General features: G+C 65.6%; 16 protein-coding genes and 2 pseudogenes. 11 read left to right on the top strand and 7 right to left on the bottom strand.

The genetic code is table 11. The annotated features are described in order from the left end of the window. Positions 1 to 12 precede the first annotated feature (12 nt). The 6 genes from PV761_RS14205 to PV761_RS14230 all read left to right on the top strand — a co-directional run bounded on the left by PV761_RS14205 (position 13) and on the right by PV761_RS14230 (position 5,701). Positions 13 to 519, top strand: coding sequence for a universal stress protein (locus tag PV761_RS14205; RefSeq protein ID WP_028271401.1), 507 nt, complete (start codon positions 13 to 15; stop codon positions 517 to 519). Then, entirely contained in the window at positions 516 to 1,049 is a 534-nt protein-coding gene (locus PV761_RS14210) for a DinB family protein (protein ID WP_347897659.1), read from the top strand. Before PV761_RS14205 ends, PV761_RS14210 begins: the two co-directional genes overlap by 4 nt. 240 nt (positions 1,050 to 1,289) lie before the next feature. Further along, positions 1,290 to 2,489 (top strand): MFS transporter, encoded by a 1,200-nt coding sequence (locus tag PV761_RS14215; protein WP_347897661.1) that lies wholly within the window; start codon positions 1,290 to 1,292, stop codon positions 2,487 to 2,489. Between the two features lie 66 nt (positions 2,490 to 2,555). Beyond that, complete coding sequence (locus PV761_RS14220; RefSeq protein ID WP_347897663.1) at positions 2,556 to 2,900, top strand: metal-sensitive transcriptional regulator; 345 nt, start codon at positions 2,556 to 2,558, stop codon at positions 2,898 to 2,900. Positions 2,901 to 2,995: 95 nt separating this feature from the next. Continuing rightward, complete coding sequence (locus tag PV761_RS14225) at positions 2,996 to 3,226, top strand: cation transporter (RefSeq protein ID WP_347897665.1); 231 nt, start codon at positions 2,996 to 2,998, stop codon at positions 3,224 to 3,226. A 72-nt stretch (positions 3,227 to 3,298) separates the two neighbouring features. Next, positions 3,299 to 5,701 (top strand): heavy metal translocating P-type ATPase, encoded by a 2,403-nt coding sequence (locus PV761_RS14230; protein ID WP_347897667.1) that lies wholly within the window; start codon positions 3,299 to 3,301, stop codon positions 5,699 to 5,701. Here the strand turns inward: PV761_RS14230 and PV761_RS14235 are convergent. Next, positions 5,698 to 5,970, bottom strand: a complete 273-nt coding sequence (locus PV761_RS14235) for a DUF2277 domain-containing protein (protein ID WP_028271395.1) — start codon at positions 5,968 to 5,970, stop codon at positions 5,698 to 5,700. The genes PV761_RS14230 and PV761_RS14235 overlap by 4 nt on opposite strands. A 230-nt stretch (positions 5,971 to 6,200) precedes the next feature. Here PV761_RS14235 and PV761_RS14240 point away from each other — a divergent pair. Next, a pseudogene (locus tag PV761_RS14240) lies at positions 6,201 to 6,463 on the top strand (hypothetical protein). 124 nt (positions 6,464 to 6,587) lie between these two features. Here the strand turns inward: PV761_RS14240 and PV761_RS14245 are convergent. Further along, complete coding sequence (locus tag PV761_RS14245) at positions 6,588 to 7,550, bottom strand: EamA family transporter (protein ID WP_347897740.1); 963 nt, start codon at positions 7,548 to 7,550, stop codon at positions 6,588 to 6,590. A gap of 158 nt (positions 7,551 to 7,708) precedes the next feature. On the opposite strand from PV761_RS14245, the gene PV761_RS14250 reads away from it, so the two are divergent. Beyond that, a complete protein-coding gene (locus PV761_RS14250; protein ID WP_028271828.1) occupies positions 7,709 to 8,251 on the top strand; it encodes a CGNR zinc finger domain-containing protein in 543 nt (180 codons plus the stop codon). 113 nt (positions 8,252 to 8,364) lie between these two features. Here the strand turns inward: PV761_RS14250 and PV761_RS14255 are convergent, their stop codons facing one another. The 3 genes from PV761_RS14255 to PV761_RS14265 all read right to left on the bottom strand — a co-directional run bounded on the left by PV761_RS14255 (position 8,365) and on the right by PV761_RS14265 (position 10,855). Further along, positions 8,365 to 8,739: a hypothetical protein gene (locus PV761_RS14255; protein ID WP_347897670.1), complete on the bottom strand. Its 375-nt coding sequence runs from the start codon at positions 8,737 to 8,739 to the stop codon at positions 8,365 to 8,367. Positions 8,740 to 8,821: 82 nt separating this feature from the next. Beyond that, positions 8,822 to 9,418: a hypothetical protein gene (locus tag PV761_RS14260; RefSeq protein ID WP_347897672.1), complete on the bottom strand. Its 597-nt coding sequence runs from the start codon at positions 9,416 to 9,418 to the stop codon at positions 8,822 to 8,824. A gap of 84 nt (positions 9,419 to 9,502) precedes the next feature. After that, positions 9,503 to 10,855: an MATE family efflux transporter gene (locus PV761_RS14265; protein ID WP_347897674.1), complete on the bottom strand. Its 1,353-nt coding sequence runs from the start codon at positions 10,853 to 10,855 to the stop codon at positions 9,503 to 9,505. 146 nt (positions 10,856 to 11,001) lie between these two features. On the opposite strand from PV761_RS14265, the gene PV761_RS14270 reads away from it, so the two are divergent. After that, positions 11,002 to 11,436 carry a DoxX family protein gene (locus PV761_RS14270; protein WP_028271832.1) on the top strand — a complete coding sequence of 145 codons (435 nt, stop codon included), beginning with the start codon at positions 11,002 to 11,004 and terminating at the stop codon, positions 11,434 to 11,436. Positions 11,437 to 11,697: 261 nt separating this feature from the next. On the opposite strand, the gene PV761_RS14275 is transcribed toward PV761_RS14270, so the two are convergent. Beyond that, positions 11,698 to 11,880 (bottom strand): hypothetical protein, encoded by a 183-nt coding sequence (locus tag PV761_RS14275; RefSeq protein WP_347897676.1) that lies wholly within the window; start codon positions 11,878 to 11,880, stop codon positions 11,698 to 11,700. 309 nt (positions 11,881 to 12,189) lie between these two features. Between PV761_RS14275 and PV761_RS14280 the strand changes: the two are divergent. Further along, positions 12,190 to 12,549: pseudogene (locus PV761_RS14280) on the top strand (hypothetical protein); the annotation flags it as partial. Between the two features lie 108 nt (positions 12,550 to 12,657). Then, the gene (locus tag PV761_RS14285) at positions 12,658 to 13,674 is read left to right on the top strand and encodes a hotdog domain-containing protein (protein WP_347897678.1); all 1,017 of its coding nucleotides are present in this window, start codon (positions 12,658 to 12,660) and stop codon (positions 13,672 to 13,674) included. A gap of 9 nt (positions 13,675 to 13,683) precedes the next feature. Here the strand turns inward: PV761_RS14285 and dnaB are convergent, their stop codons facing one another. Further along, positions 13,684 to 15,063, bottom strand: coding sequence for a replicative DNA helicase (gene dnaB / locus PV761_RS14290; RefSeq protein ID WP_347897680.1), 1,380 nt, complete (start codon positions 15,061 to 15,063; stop codon positions 13,684 to 13,686). Positions 15,064 to 15,707 lie beyond the last annotated feature (644 nt).

Here is a 15,707-nt window from a genome sequence, read left to right on the forward strand (position 1 = left end):
TCACAATGGAGTATGTCTCCAGAGCGCTTCAGCGGACCGCCTCCCCTGGTGGTCGGCGTACTGCCGGGCCAGCACGCCGAAGTGCTGCAGTCGGCCACCGGCCTCGCACAAAAGTTGGGCGCCCCCCTGCTGTGCGCCTACGTGGACGAGGCGAGCTACCTCGTCGAGTGGGATCCGGCCCGGTCGGCGCACCGGCTGTCCCTGCACCCGGACAAGGACGACGCCGATGTCCGCGCCGTGAGCCAAGAGCTCCGCGGCCTCGTGGGCGCTGCCTGCGATGCGAAGTCGGTGGAGTGGACGCTGCGGATACTGGCTGGAGACCCTGCCCGCGCCCTGGGCCGCGTGGCAGCGGAGGCAAATGCTTCCATGATCATCGTGGGGACGCCGGAGCGCGGGCTGGGGCACCGGCTCTCGGCAGCCCTCAACGGTTCTGTGGCCGCATGGCTGACCCATCACCAGGACCGGCCCGTCCTGGTGGTACCGGCCCACATGGGCGCCCACCGGGATACGTCCGGGTGAGCGCGGCTCCCGGGACTGTCCAGCACGGTTACGAGCGCAACCTCAGGGAACTTGAGCGATGGCTGGCGGACGCATCCGATTCCGATCTGCGCCGCCGCAGCTCGGGCACCCGCTGGACCAACGAGGAACTCCTGTTCCATATGGTTTTCGGCTACATGGTGGTGCAGGCCCTGCTTCCCCTGGTCCGCTTGTTCGGGGTCCTGCCAGCTCCGTTCAGCCGCGGGTTTGCGCGGCTGCTAAACGCCGGAACCGCACCGTTCGACGTCGTCAATTACCTGGGCTCCAAGGCTGCGGCCCGCGTGTTCAACCGTAAGCGGATGGCGGCGAAGCTCCGGCGGGTGACGCGCTCCCTGGAGCGGCGGATGGGCCGTGAGTCGGCCACGGCGATGGCCCGCGGCATGTCCTTTCCTGACCGCTGGGATCCGTTCTTCGCGCCGTGGATGTCGCTGGCAGATGTCTACGCCTACCCCATCGAGCATTTCGACTTCCATGCCACCCAGCTCAGTCTGGGCCCCCGCGGGACGTTGTAATCAACGGCATTGTGCATAAACGACGCTATGAATTAACACTGTGAAAAGAGGGCCGAAAGACCCTGTGAAAGTAAAGTGAAAGTAATTATTCGAGGTGGTGGCGCTCACTGCGACCGCCAAGTAAGCTGGTACTCGCAGGAAGAAGTTGAACCTGCCCCATAAGCTGCTCCGGAGTGCGTATCCCCCAATAACGCACTCCGGAGCTTTTTAATGTCCGGCCGCACGTCAGGAGCGAATTCCGTGACCACAGCGCCAATCCCCGCCGCGACCGCTGCGGTCACCGCGCCGCTCTACGCAGCAGGCTTTGTTACAGCCTTCGGCGCGCACAGCATCGCGGCAGGAATGGGTGCCCACAGTGGTGACATCGGACTGAGCCTGCTGAATCTGGGCATCCTGCTGGCTGTATACGACCTTGCCGAGGTGGTGCTGAAGCCGGTATTCGGAGCGCTCAGTGACCGTATAGGCGCCAAGCCGGTGGTGGTGGCGGGGCTCCTCGCCTTTGCCCTGATGTCGCTAATCGGGCTGTGGGGCGCGAACCCCCTGATGCTCGGCCTTGCCAGGGTAGGCCAAGGTGCGGCCGCCTCTGCGTTTTCACCGGCGTCGTCGGCGATGGTGGCGCGGCTCGCGGGCCCCAACGCAGGCACCTATTTTGGGCGCTACGGTTCGTGGAAGAGCCTGGGCTACGTTGGCGGTCCCCTGATCGGTGCGGCGCTGATCTTCCTCGGCGGCTTCGGCCTCCTCTTTGCCACCCTGGGCATCCTCGCGGCAGCCACAGCAGTGTGGGCCATGGTGGCCCTGCCGCGGCTGGCCCCCTTGCCACGGCCCCGCTACACGTTGCTGGACCTTTCCCGCCAAGTGACTCACCGCAGCTTCCTCGTTCCTACGCTCGTCCTGGCAGCTGCCACCGGAGCCTTGGGCACGGCAATCGGCTTCCTCCCCGCGCTGGCCACCGGGCACGGCCTGGATCCCGTGGCGGCAGTGGCCGCCGTCAGCCTGCTCGCACTCGCATCTGCTGCGACCCAACCCTGGATCGGCCGCCTGCGTGATCGGGGCAGGATCCAGGACGGGCCCGGCATGACGGCCGGTTTACTGCTGACGGCGGCCGGAATCACCTGCGTGGCGCTGTTTCCCGGCCCCGCCACCATTTTCGGCGCGGCGGCGGCGATCGGTGTGGGGATAGGCACGGCGACACCGCTGGGCTTCGCGCACCTGGCTGCCACCACGCCGCCTGAGCGGCTGGGCCGGACCATGGGATCAGCCGAGCTGGGACGGGAACTGGGCGATGCCGGCGGCCCCCTCCTGGTGGGTGCCGTGGCCTCAGCTTCCGCGCTGCCGCTGGGGCTCGGAGTCCTCGCCGCGGCCGTCGCGGCCACGTCCCTGCTCGGCATGGGCAGCGTCAGGCCCGGGCCTCCTTCCCGGGGGCAGCCTGGGGAACGGTAACAGGCGCAACGCAGATACCCCCTAGGGGTACTTGTTTTATACCCCTTAGGGGTATAGGTTTGGGGTATGGATTCGCCAACAGACGCTCCCGTGGCCGAGGACGCCGAAACCGCTCCCCGGCACGGCTACACCTCGAACAAGGACGCATACCTGCGCAGGCTCAAACGCATCGAAGGCCAGGTGCGCGGCATTGCACGGATGGTGGACGAGGACAAGTACTGCATCGACATCCTCACCCAGGTCGCCGCCGTAAACAAAGCCCTCCACGCTGTAAGCCTGGGCCTGGTGGAGGAGCACATCGGCCATTGTGTCGTCGGGGCCGCCTCTGAACCCGACCTGGCACTCCGTGCGGAAACCATTGATTTCAAAGTCAAAGAGGCTACCGATGCCATCGGGCGCCTGCTGCGGTAGCGGCAATCCCACGCACCCCACCATTCGGATGATCCAACCGGGTCAATCTGGCACCACCGGCAACATCGGCAACGCCGAAGATCAGGAGCACAACCATGAGCCCCGTATCCACCACAGTTAACGTGTCCGGCATGACCTGCGGACACTGCGTGTCCTCCGTCACAGAAGAACTCGAGACCCTGGACGGCGTGGAAACGGTCGACGTCGACCTCAACGCCGGCGGCATTTCCACCGTCACCATCACGTCAGACAAGACGCTTTCCCGCTCCGAGATCGGAGAAGCAGTGGCTGAGGCCGGATACCTGGTGGTGGCCAACGAAGCCTGAACGCGTCCGCCCGCCCTCCACAGGCGCGGACAGCCAGACCCGCACGACTGACACGCACATTAAGGACACTCTGTGAGTAACGAGCAACTGCTGCACCAGCCGGGAAGCCGGGTCATTGAACTCGATATCGAAGGCATGACGTGCGCTTCGTGCGTGGGCCGGGTGGAACGGAAACTCGGAAAGCTTCAGGGCGTTGAAGCCTCGGTAAACCTGCCCCTGGAGTCGGCCCAGGTCACGGTCCCGGCAGGCATCACTGACGAACAGATCACCGCCACCGTGGAAGCGGCAGGCTATAAGGCCAGGGTCCGCCCTCCCCGCTATCCGGGCCAGGGTGGTGACGCTGAGACTTCGACCGGCTCAGCCACGGGTTCCGGAGAGCTGCCCACCAGCGGCGACGCGGGGGGCATGCGGCAGCATGCGTCTGAGCGAGGTACGAGCGAGCATGCAGAGCATGTCCCCGGTGGCGCCGCGGCCAAGTTGCGCCCCAGGCTCATCGTCGCTGCCATTCTGACCGTCCCGGTGTTCGCAATTTCGATGCTTCCCTCCTTCCAGTTCCCCGACTGGGGCTGGGTGGCGGGGGTTCTTGCCTTGCCGGTGGTCACCTGGGCGGCCTGGCCGTTCCACCGGGCCGCGGCCATCAACGCCCGGCACTTCGCCTCGACGATGGACACTTTGGTTTCCATCGGCGTGATTGCCGCGTATCTGTTCTCGGCCTGGCAGTTGTTCGCCGATCCGCGCATGACCCAACACCCCGGCATGGAGATGGGCAGCGGGGGCCTCTACTTCGAAGTGGCCGCGGTGGTCACCACGTTCCTGCTACTGGGCCGCTACCTTGAGGCCAACGCCAAGCAGAAGGCAGGCGACGCCCTGAAGGCGCTGCTTGGTCTGGGCGCAAAGGCTGCCACCGTGCTGTCCGGCGGAACAGAGGTAAGGATTCCAGCCGATCAGCTGGCGATTGGCGACATTATGGTGGTCCGCCCCGGGGAGAAGATCGCCACGGACGGCGTGGTGATCGACGGCGCATCGGCCGTTGACGCCTCCCTGGTCACTGGCGAATCGGTCCCCGTTGAGGTGGGTCCGGACAGCTTTGTCATTGGCGCCACCATCAACACTTCCGGCCGCCTCCTGGTGCGCGCCACCCGGGTCGGCTCCGAAACCACGTTGGCCCAGATGGCCCGGCTGGTTTCCCAGGCGCAGACCGGCAAGGCTCCCATCGCCCGCCTCGCGGACCGCATCAGCGCGGTGTTCGTTCCGATTGTCCTCGCGATCGCCGTTGTCACTTTCGCACTCTGGATCATCGTCAGCGGCCCGGTGATTGATCCTGTTGAAATCCGGGCGGCATTCACCGCCGCCGTGGCGGTGCTGGTCATCGCCTGTCCCTGCGCCCTGGGACTGGCCACTCCTGTAGGCCTCCTCACTGGCACGGGCCGCGGTGCCCAACTCGGCATCCTGATCAAGGGACCGCAGGTCCTTGAAGACACCCGCACCGTGGACACCATCCTGCTGGACAAGACCGGCACCGTGACTACCGGACGCCTTGCCGTGGACAGCACCAGGGCCTTCGGCACGCACGCCGGCGCCGACGTGCTGCGGCTCGCCGGGGCTGTTGAGGCCGGTTCGGAACACCCCATCGCCCACGCCATTGCGGCCGCCGCACTGGCCTCAGAGCGCCGGAACGACGACGGCGGGCGGCTTCCCGCCGTCGAACAGTTCCGTTCCGCGCCGGGCGGCGGAGTTTCCGGACACGTCGCCGGCCGGTACGTCCTCGCCGGACGGACGGGCTGGCTGCGGGAAAACGGCATAAATGTCACGCCGGAACAGGAGCAGGCGCTCCAGTCCGCCGAAGAATCCGGTGCCACCGCGATCTGGGTTGCCGTGGACGGCGCGCCGGCAGGCATCGTCTCGCTGCGGGACACCCTCAAGCCGGGTTCGGCTGCCGCGATTTCGCGGCTGAAGCAGCTTGGCCTCCGGCCGATCCTCCTGACCGGGGACAACGCCGCGGTGGCCGCGCAGGTGGCCGCCGCCGTCGGCATTGCGCCGGAAGACGTGTTCGCCGGCGTATTGCCGGAAGGCAAGGTGGAGGCAGTCCGGAAACTACAGGCAGGCGGCGCCACGGTGGCCATGGCGGGCGACGGCGTGAATGACGCGGCCGCCCTGGCCCAGGCCGATCTTGGCATCGCCATGGGGTCGGGCACGGATGTTGCCATCGAGGCCGCGGACCTGACCGTGATGGGCAACGACCTGGGGCAGGTGGCCCAGGCCATCGAGCTGTCCCGGCGCACGCTGGCCACCATCAAGACCAACCTGTTCTGGGCCTTCTTTTACAACGCGGTCGGAATTCCGGTGGCGGCGCTCGGGTTGCTGAACCCCATGATCGCCGGCGCTGCCATGGCCGCGAGTTCGGTGCTGGTGGTTGCCAATTCGCTGCGGCTGCGAAGCTTCGGCAAGCCTGCCCCCGCTAGCCGAGCGGCCTAAGCGGCGCCGAACCGGACGGCGGCCTTCGCCCGGGCCTTGGCTGCTTCCTCGTCCCGGTCCTTGGCCGGGGCATGCGTCACCAACGAATCGAGCAGATGCTGGGTGGCATGGGCAATCTCATGCACGGCGCGGTTGAACGCCTCCTCGTTGGCCTTGGACGGCTTGGTGCTGCCGCTGATTTTGCGCACGTACTGCAGTGCAGCGGCTTCCACCTCGGCCGTCGTGGCATGGGGCTCAAAATTATGCAGGGTCCTAATGTTGCGGCACATATTCCCATGCTAGGCTCTGGACCGCCTGGGATCGAGGCTCGAAGCCCGTCCGGTCACCGACACCCTGCAACTGTCCTGCCGTCCTTGCAAGGCAGCGGTGCATGGGGAGCGGTGCCCATCGACGGAACGTCGGGTCGCGGGATAGTTTCTAGGTAATGGATCTTCCGGATGAGCCGGGGGCCGCTGGGGATGCCGATCGGATCGGATCCGTTGACTGAAGGAGAAAACTAATGGCTATTTGGGGTGCAGACATTGTTCAGCTCAAGGCGCTCGGAACAAGCTTCAGGCTGGTTCGTCGGAGCTTGAGAAGCAGAAGTCGCTGCTGACGAAGGCTCTCAACGGCACGGACTGGAAGGGCCCGGACGCGGAGAAGTTCCGCAGCGAATGGTCCGGTTCGCACGTGACGGCGCTGGCCAAGGTGGCGCAGGCGCTGGAGGAAGCCGGCAAGCAGGCAACCAAGAACGCCGCCCAGCAGGAAGAGGCTTCCCGCTAGGAACGCCGCCTGCCCGCCAGGGACGGACTTCGGGAAACCACCGTTTCCTGCCGGATGCCCCGGACGCAACCATGCGTCCGGGGCATCCGCGTGTCAACCGGTTATACGGGAATCGTGCGTCCGCTTAGGGAACGGGCTCGACGTCGTTGGCATGGTCCAGCTGCGCCCGCACCGGCACTGCCGGAATGCCGGCGCCGCGAAGCTCGTCCACCCGGACCAGCACCACGCCGCCCACAATCAGCACCCCGCCGAGCAACTGGACGGGACCGGGCAGTTCGCCGAGCAGGAGCCACGCCCAGATGACGGCGAAGAGCACCTCGGTGAGCGACACAAAGGATGCCACCTTTGAACCAAGTGCGCGGGCGGCCACAATGCCGGAAACATAGGCCAGCACCGTGGCCAGCACAATCAGTCCGCCCAGCGAGACCCACCATGGAGTGACCCATGGTCCCAGTTTGGTGTCCGTGGTGCTGAACGCCATGGGCAGGAGCCCCGTGGCGGCCGCCAGCCACATCACTGCGGCACCCACCATCAGCCCGCCGGACGCCAGGACGATCGGCGGCAGGGTGTCATTTTCCTTGGCGGTGATAAAGAAGTAGATCGCCAGGCAGACCGCGGCGGCGATTCCCCACAGGACGCCGACGAAATCGATCTTCACGGCACCTGTCAGGTCGAGCACCAGGACGAGTCCGCCGAGCGAAAGCAGCGTTCCGGCAATGGTGAGCGGCCGGGGACGCCTGCGGCTCGCGGCCCAGAGCCAGAGGACGATGATTACCGGGGCCAGGTATTCCAGCAGCAGGGCAACGCCGACGGACAGGCGCTCGACGGCGTTGAAGTAGAAGAGCTGGCACGCCGCCACACCGATGAGGCCGAAGAGCAGGATAGTCAGCCAGTTGTTCTTCAATTGGCTCCAGCGGCCGCGCAAGGCAGGAATCGCAGGGATGGCGAGGATTATGGCCGCACCGGTGAGGCGGGCGGTCACCGCCGCGCCGGGTGTCCAGCCGGTTTCGAGCAGGGATTTGGCGAAGGATCCGGAAAGGCCGAAGACCGCCGAGGAAAACAGCGCCACGCCGAGCCCGGACGCCATGAAGCCTGCAGCGGACCGGCGGGCGAAGCCCTGCCGGGAAGCGGCGCCCTGGACGGACGCTTCGGCGCGTTTGCTTACGGCAGGCACGGCTGCCTCCTGTCAGGAGTAAAGTGGGGTAATGGTCATGACATTACGCCCGGACCCTGTAAGGAGTCAAGATGGTTTTTGCCCCTGACACTGAAGTTGCCCTTCGCACCGTGGTGGGGCTGATCAACAGCGCGGCAAACGGCGAGGAGCATCTGGCCACTATGGCGGACCTGGACCGCTTCCTCGAGACGGAAGGCTTCTCGGGCGCACGATCGCGGGACGCGGCCGAACTGGCCAGCGTCCACAAACTGCGGAGCCAGCTTACTGAGCTGTGGACCATGGACGAGGACTCCGCCGTCGATACGGTGAACCGCCTGCTCCGCGACGCAAATGCACTTCCGCAGCTGATCAAGCACGACGAATGGGACTGGCACCTGCACGCCACCACCCGGGACGCTCCGCTGGCGGACAGAATGGGAACCGAGGCTGCCATGGCACTCGTGGACGTGATCCGAAGCAAGGAAATGGACCGGATGCTGGTGTGCGCGGCAGAGGATTGTGATGCCGTGGTGCTGGACCTTAGCCGGAACCGGTCCAAGCGCTATTGCGACACTGGAAACTGCGCAAACCGGGCCCACGTGGCCGCCTACCGCGCGCGGAAAGCCGCCTCATAGGAGCGATCTGCGGAAGTTTGGCCCAGGGGGAAGTTTGGCGCAGGGGGAAGTGGTGCCGGGGGAAGTGGTGCGGGGAACCAGCGCCGGGGAAACGCGAAACCGGTCCGGAGGATCTAGCGGGAGTCCCCGGGCGCGGAATCCGGGGCGTCGGGAGCCTGGGCGTCGGGGCGTCCTGCCTCCGGCCGGGCTGAATATCCGCCGTGCCCGGAGGACCTCTTGGAACTCAGATTGACGCCGGACCCCTTGCCGAGGTGGTCTGCATTTTCCTTGTGGCTCATCGAGAGCATCGCCGCGATGACCAGCGTCACGATGAACGCTATTCCGGCCCCCGTGAGGGCGAGGTCGAAGCGCGGCGTCCGGGAGCTGCCGCCGGAGGCGAAAATGAGCACGGCAAAAAAGGCCAGGACAGCCCAGAATGCGGAGAACATGAGGGGTCCCTTGACCGAGGTCCGCAGCTCGCGCGGTTCTCCTGGTTTCCGTTGTGCCAAGGTGTTTCCTCCCATGCAGCGCGGCCGGGGCCGGGCAGCTTAAGTAAAGCCATTGTTCTACACGAAGTAGAACCGTTCCCTACTAGTTTACGGCCTCGCTGGAAACGGTCCGCGCATCGTGCCGCAGCGTCAGGGCGGCCAGGATCCAGAGGACGCCGGAAATGATCGCCCCGCCGCCCGCAACGCCGAGCAGGGCGTGCGCTCCGAGGCTAATGAAGAAGGGCAGCGCCACGGCAGTTCCCAGGCCGATGACACCCGAGGCCAGCCAGTCGCGCGCCAGGACGCTGCGGCCGCGGAAAAGGATTCCGAGGTAGAGTTCCGCCGCCCCCAGGAGTCCCAGGCCCAGGGCCGCCAGGACACCGAAGACCAGTTCACTGCCCAGGAACACAACCGCCACACCGGCTCCGGTCATGATGGCCCCGGCCGCGGCCAGGACCTTGCCGGCAGGCGTTTTGGCGTCAAGGCCGAACTTCCCAATTCCGCGGAGCAGGGTCACGCCCACAGCGAGCAGGTACAGCCCGCCCGCCCAGCCCATTTCAGAGGCCGACGGCGACGCCCAGAAAACTGTCATCGCGCCGAAAGCGAGGGCAAGGACTGCCCTGGTGAGCACCGGTTTCCACAGGTCCGCGGCAGGAGCGGTCAGGGGAGCAGAATTGGGAGGAGATGCTGGGAGGGTCACGGGTCCAGTTTAGTGCGCAGCCGATTCGACGCGAACCGGCCGGCTTAAGGCCGGCCAGGCCTGTGGACCGGGCCTGAACGCCGACTACGTCGAACCAAGGACCATCCACCGGTCCGCTCTCGCTCGCAAACCTAGCGTCACCGCCCGGGCGCACATGTAGCCCAGCGAGAAGGCCGCCCACAGCCAGGTGAGCCCAGCTACTCCGTCGACGCCAGAGATCCGGACAGCGGCCAGCAGGGGCAGATACACCGCGAGGTTTACGACGCCGGCGATGGCCAGGTACTTGGCGTCGCCGGCGCCGATGAGGACGCCGTCCAGCACAAACACATAGCCGGCCACGGGCTGTCCGGCTGCCAGCACCCACAGGGCGAGCGTCAGCGCGGCCTGGACACCGGCGTCGGACGTGAACAAGGCGCCCGCCCACGGGGCCGCAACGGCCAGCAGCGCTCCGGTGACCACGCCGAATCCCGCTCCCCAGCGGATCATGGTCCGGGTCAGCTCACGGGCCGTGGCGGGATTGGCCGCCCCCAGTTCTTTGCCGATCAGGGCCTGGGCGGCGATGGCCAAAGCGTCCAGGGCGAATGCCAGGAAGGTGAAGATGGTCATGGCCAGCTGATGGGCTGCCAGGTTCACCGGCCCCTGGGCTGTGACCACCAGCACGGTTGCCAGGATCGCAATCCGCAGGCTCAGCGTCCGGAGCATGAGCCACGAACCCACCTTGGTCATGGAACGCACGCCGTGCCAGTCCGGCCGGAGGGAAACTCCGTGGTCGCGCGCATTTCGCCGGACGATCACCAGATACACCAGGGCCATCGCCCACTGGGCTATGCTGGTGCCCACAGCCGAGCCGGTCACGGACCAGCCCATGCCGTAAACCAGCGCCAGGTTGAGGAGGATGTTCAGGGTGAACCCCGCCGAGGCCACGGCCAGCGGGGTCCGGGTGTCCTGTAGGCCCCGCAGCACCCCGGTGCCGGCGAAAATCAGCAGCATGGCCACGAGCCCTGGCATGGACCAGCGGAGATAGTCGACGGCGAACTGGCGGACATCGCCCGTGGCGCCCATCAGATCGACCAGGAGCTCGGCGCCGGCGAACCCGGCCGCGGCGAGGACCAGGCCCAGCCCCAGTGCCAGCCAGACGCCGTCCCGGCCTGCCGCGAGGGCTTTGGAAAGGCTGCCTTCGCCAATAGCCCGGGCCACTGCCGGGGTGGTGGAGTACGCGAGGAACACCATAAGGCCCACGGCCGTGTGGAGTACCGCGGAAGCCAGGCCGACGCCGGCGAGCTGGGAAACGCCGAGGTGGCCCACTATGGCCGAATCCGCCAGCAGGAACAGCGGTTCTGCGATGAGCGCGCCAAATGCCGGAACGGCGAGACGGAGGATTTCCCGGGAGTTCCTGCCGGGGGGAACAGTCCGGGCGGCGGCGCGTGATTCTGGCACGGAGCCAGCCTAACCGGAGAGAACCGTCACATGCCGCCATAATTAGTTGACTCTTCAAGTAATGAAAGGGCAAGGTTAAGACTGAATCCTCAACCGCGCTGCTCCCGACGCGCGGTGACGTCCCACGATCCGAATGGCGAACCCCCATGAACCAGTCCACACTGACCACCACAGCACTCACCGTCCTCCGCGTCATTGCCGGATTCCTCTTTGCAGCCCACGGCTGGCAGAAGTTCAACGAGTGGACCATTGCCGGCACGCAGGCCGCGTTTAGCAAGATGGGCATCCCGGCAGCCGAACTGGCAGCCCCGGCAGTAGCCACCCTTGAGCTTGTTGGCGGCATCGCCCTGATCCTCGGCGTGCTGACCCGCGTCTTCGCACTCCTGCTCGCCCTGGACATGCTCGGCGCCCTGTTCCTGGTGCACGCCTCCGCGGGCGTTTTCGCGGCCACCGGCGGCTACGAACTGGTGCTGCTCCTGGCAGCGGGCGCCCTGGCCATTGCCCTGACCGGTGCCGGCAAGGTGGCCGTGGACAGGGCACTGTTCGGCCGCAGCAACTCCAAGCTCAGCGCCCTGGCCTAAAGCGAACACCAATACCCCGCAACGCCGGGCCGGTCACGCGAGTGGCCGGCCCGGCGTCGTCATATGCGTGACTGGAAGTATTCCCAGCGGGGAATATTAACCGGAAACTCCGGTCAGTTCATTGGGTACGTGCCGGAGTTCAGCGGATTTGGCCACCTTGCCTGAGCCAAGGTCCACTGCGTGGATCGCGCTGCTTGAGGGCTCGGTGACGTAGGCGGTGGCCCCCTGCACAAACAGCGCGGGGCGCGGGTCCTGCCATGATTAGGATTGGCTTGTGCCAAGTTCAACGAGCCGAAGTGCCGCCGTCTCGGTGTTCACCAGGGAGACCCGAGTGGGCCGCTCAAGGATTGCATCCCTGTCCACCTTGTAGTCGCACAGGACGACTGGCGATTCGGGCGTACCGGCCTGGTTGCCCATGCGTCCGTACGCATCGGGGCTTGACACTTTGGTAATCCGTCCGTCGCGGTAGACAAGCATGCGACGCAAGCCCGGACGGCTCGAAAATTTCGACCTGTCCGGAACCATCGCTGAACAGCGCGGTCCTGCCGGCATGGAAGACCGCGTGGCCGGACCTGCTGGCTTGGAACTCTATGTCCGTCAGTGCCGGCCGGGCGGCGTAGGAGTGCCCGTGATCGCCATGTTTTTCGGTCCACACTCCGGCATCAAAGACCTTGAACCCGCTTCCGGTGGAGACCAGGACATGGCGGCCATCCCCCGCGGGGTTGAGCCGGTTGAAGCGACGCCACGTACAGCGGGGTGCCGACCATCAGTAAGTGGAACTGGAACACCGAGTCCGGCGACAAGCTGCTGACAGCCACGGGCGCCAAATCCAATAACGGCACCAAGGGCACGCCTGCCATCCAGGCCGACCTCCTGGGTGACTGGCGCGAGGAAATCGCCTGGCCGTCGTCGGACAACACGGAGCTGCGGATCCACACCACCACAGCTTCCACCGACGTCCGTCTGCGGACCCTGATGCACGATTCCGTGTACCGGCTCTCGGCGGCCCGCGAGAACATCTCGTACAACCAGCCGCCGCACCCGGGCTTCTTCATCAGTGAGGGCATGGAGATGCCGTCCCAGCCGGACATCGTGTACACCGGGGCCCGCTAAGGATTCCGGACCCCGGCGACGCACGCCGCCCCACCCCATATGGCGGGTGGGGCGGCGTTTGTGTCATCCGGACCCGTTAGTGCGCCCGGTGGTCAGTAAACTCTCAGCATGAGCGAGTCTGCCGCCAATTCAGTGACCCTCCGCTTCCTTGCGGCCCCCATGGACGTCGGCCACAGCGGTTCCGTGGACGCCGGAACCGTGCTCGAGTGGGTGGACAAGGCCGCCTATGCCGCAGCAGTCGGCTGGGCAAAGTCCTACTGCGTCACGGCCTACGTGGGCAACATCCACTTTGCGGACCCGGTCAACAGCGGCGACATGGTCGAAGTCACCGCCACGATCGTCTATACCGGGCGCTCTTCCATGCACATCCGCACCGTCGTGTCCTCGGGCGACCCGAAGGGCGGCCCCGCCACCATGCGCAGCCAGTGCATGGTGATTTTTGTGGCCGTGGGTGCGGACGGAAAACCGGTGCCGGTCCCGCAGTTCGAACCTTCCACCCCCGACGAGATTGAGCAGCGCGACCACGCCCTGGCCCGGATCAAGGTGCGCGAAGACATCGTGCAGGCGATGAACGCGCAGCAATATACCGACGCCGGCACCGCCGAACGGGTTGTCCTCCGGTTCATGGCCGCCCCTACCGACGTGAACTGGGGCGGCAAGGTGCACGGCGGCATCGTCATGAAGTGGATCGATGAGGCCGCCTATGTGTGTGCGTCCCGGTACTGCGGCAAGGACACCGTCGCGGTGTTCTCCGGCGGGGTGCGTTTCTACCGGCCGCTGTTGATCGGCCACGTGGTGGAAGTGGAGGCACGGCTCGTGTACACCGGCACCAAGGGCATGCATGTTGCCGTCCACGTCCGGTCCGGGGATCCCAAGGGCCGGGAGATGAACCTGACCACGTACTGCCTGACAGTCATGGTGGCCAGGGACGCGTCCGGGAACTCGGTGCCCATTCCGCAATGGGTTCCGGTTTCTGAAGAGGACAAGCGCCTGCACGCCCACGCCCGGGAACTGCTGGAGATCCGGGGCCGGGCCCCCGGAAACCGGCTACCCAACCACCTGCTGTCAGCTGGCGGAGTTCAGGCTGGCGGAGCGCCTGCCGGCGGGGCGCACGCGACCTCGTAGTCCGGCCGGCTAGAAGCCGCCGCCGGCGTCGGCCGCCATGTTGGCGAACCGCGAGTAATGCCCCTGGAAGGCCACCACAATATCCTTGGTCGGGCCGTTACGGTGCTTGGCGATGAGAATGTCAGCTTCGCCGGCGCGCGGCGACTCCTTGTCGTAGACGTCCTCGCGGTGGAGCAGGATCACCATGTCGGCATCCTGCTCGATCGAGCCTGATTCACGGAGGTCCGAAACCATGGGCCGCTTGTCCTGGCGCTGTTCGGAGCCACGGTTCAGCTGTGAGAGCGCAATCACCGGCACCTGGAGTTCCTTGGCCAGCAGCTTCAGGGCACGGGAGAACTCCGAGACTTCCTGCTGGCGGGATTCCACTTTTTTGCCGGAGCTCATGAGCTGCAGGTAGTCCAGGATGACCAGCTTGAGGTCGTGCTGCTGCTTGAGCCTGCGGCATTTGGCCCGGATTTCCATGAGCGACATGTTGGGGCTGTCATCAATGAACAGCGGGGCCTCGTTCATCCGGCCCATGGTGGTGGCGATCTTGGACCATTGTTCGTCCTTGATGGTGCCCTTGCGGAGGTCCTGGAGGCCGATGGTGGCCTCCGCGGACAGGAGGCGCATGGCGATTTCGTTCCGGCCCATTTCCAGGGAGAACATCACCGTGGCGAGGTTGTTCTTGATGGCCGCGGACCGGGCAAAGTCCAGGGCGAACGTGGACTTACCGACAGCAGGGCGGGCGGCGATGACAATCATCTGCCCCGGGTGCAGGCCGTGTGTGAGCTCGTCCAGTTCGTAGAAGCCCGTGGGCACGCCCGTCATGCCTTCGTCGCGGTGGCCCGAAGCTTCAATCTCGTCCACCGTGGATTCCATGACGTCCTTGAGGACAACGTAGTCCTCAGCCGTCCGCCGTTCCGCCACGGCGTAAATCTCCGCCTGGGCCTGGTTGACGAGGTCTTCCACTTCGCCGTCCGAGCCGTAACCCAGCTGGACGATCTTGGTGCCGGCATTTACCAGCCGCCGCAGGACGGCACGTTCGGCAACGATCTCCGCGTAGTATCCGGCGTTGGCGGCAGTGGGCACGGTCTGAATAAGCTCGTGCAGGTAGGCGGGTCCGCCAATCCTGTTGATCTCTCCGCGCTTGGTCAGCTCGTCAGACACAGTTACGGCGTCGGCAGGTTCGCCGCGGCCGTAGAGGTCAATGACGGCCTCGTAGATGGTCTCGTGGGCGGGGCGGTAGAAGTCCTGGCCCCGCAGGATCTCAACGACGTCGGCGATGGCGTCCTTGGACAGCATCATGCCGCCGAGAACTGATTGCTCGGCAGGGATGTCCTGGGGCGGCTTTCGGTTGCCTTCGGAACTCCGGGTGCCCTCGATTGAGTCCAGGTGCGTAACTGACAAAGCTGCCGTCCTCCGTTGTGTACCGCGGCGTATCTCTCTAAGCCGTCGGTGCTGTGTTGCCATCTGCCATTGGGCTGACCTGCGAAGCCGGGCCTCGCTGTGCGCCATGACCAGAACTACCACCCGGCACTGACAGTCTTCCCGTGCAGGAAGGTGCCTGCACCCGCGGTTCCTGCCGAATCCCTGGTTATCCCCAGTTTGCGGAGGTTATCCACAATTGCTTGAAGGACTCTGCATCCGGACCGCCCGCAGGGGCTCGGTCCGGACTGCGGAAATCAAGTACCAATGCCCCAAAAACAGGTATCCCGCTACGTTAGTACCCCTGCCCGCGGCCACCAAGCCCACATACATGCACACCTGTGGATAAGTTGTGGATTAAGGGGTCCTGCTTGTGCACAGCCTGTGTGGCAACCTGTGGAAACAAAAAAACTTTGAGCCACAATAGGCGTCTGACCTGCGAAAACGTCCGAAATGCCATGTGGATGAAAAATACTTTTAAGGAACATTCATCCACAGCTTTCAGGTTCCCACTGGGGATACCGGCCGGTAACCCGGGCGGAAGTGACGAAAGATATACCCGGGCTGTGATCTACATCATCACGAAGGCGTCGAATTGACGCCCGCCCGGCCGGGCTGTATGCGAG

Source organism: Arthrobacter sp. CC3 (genome assembly GCF_039907775.1).
Classification (GTDB): domain Bacteria; phylum Actinomycetota; class Actinomycetes; order Actinomycetales; family Micrococcaceae; genus Arthrobacter.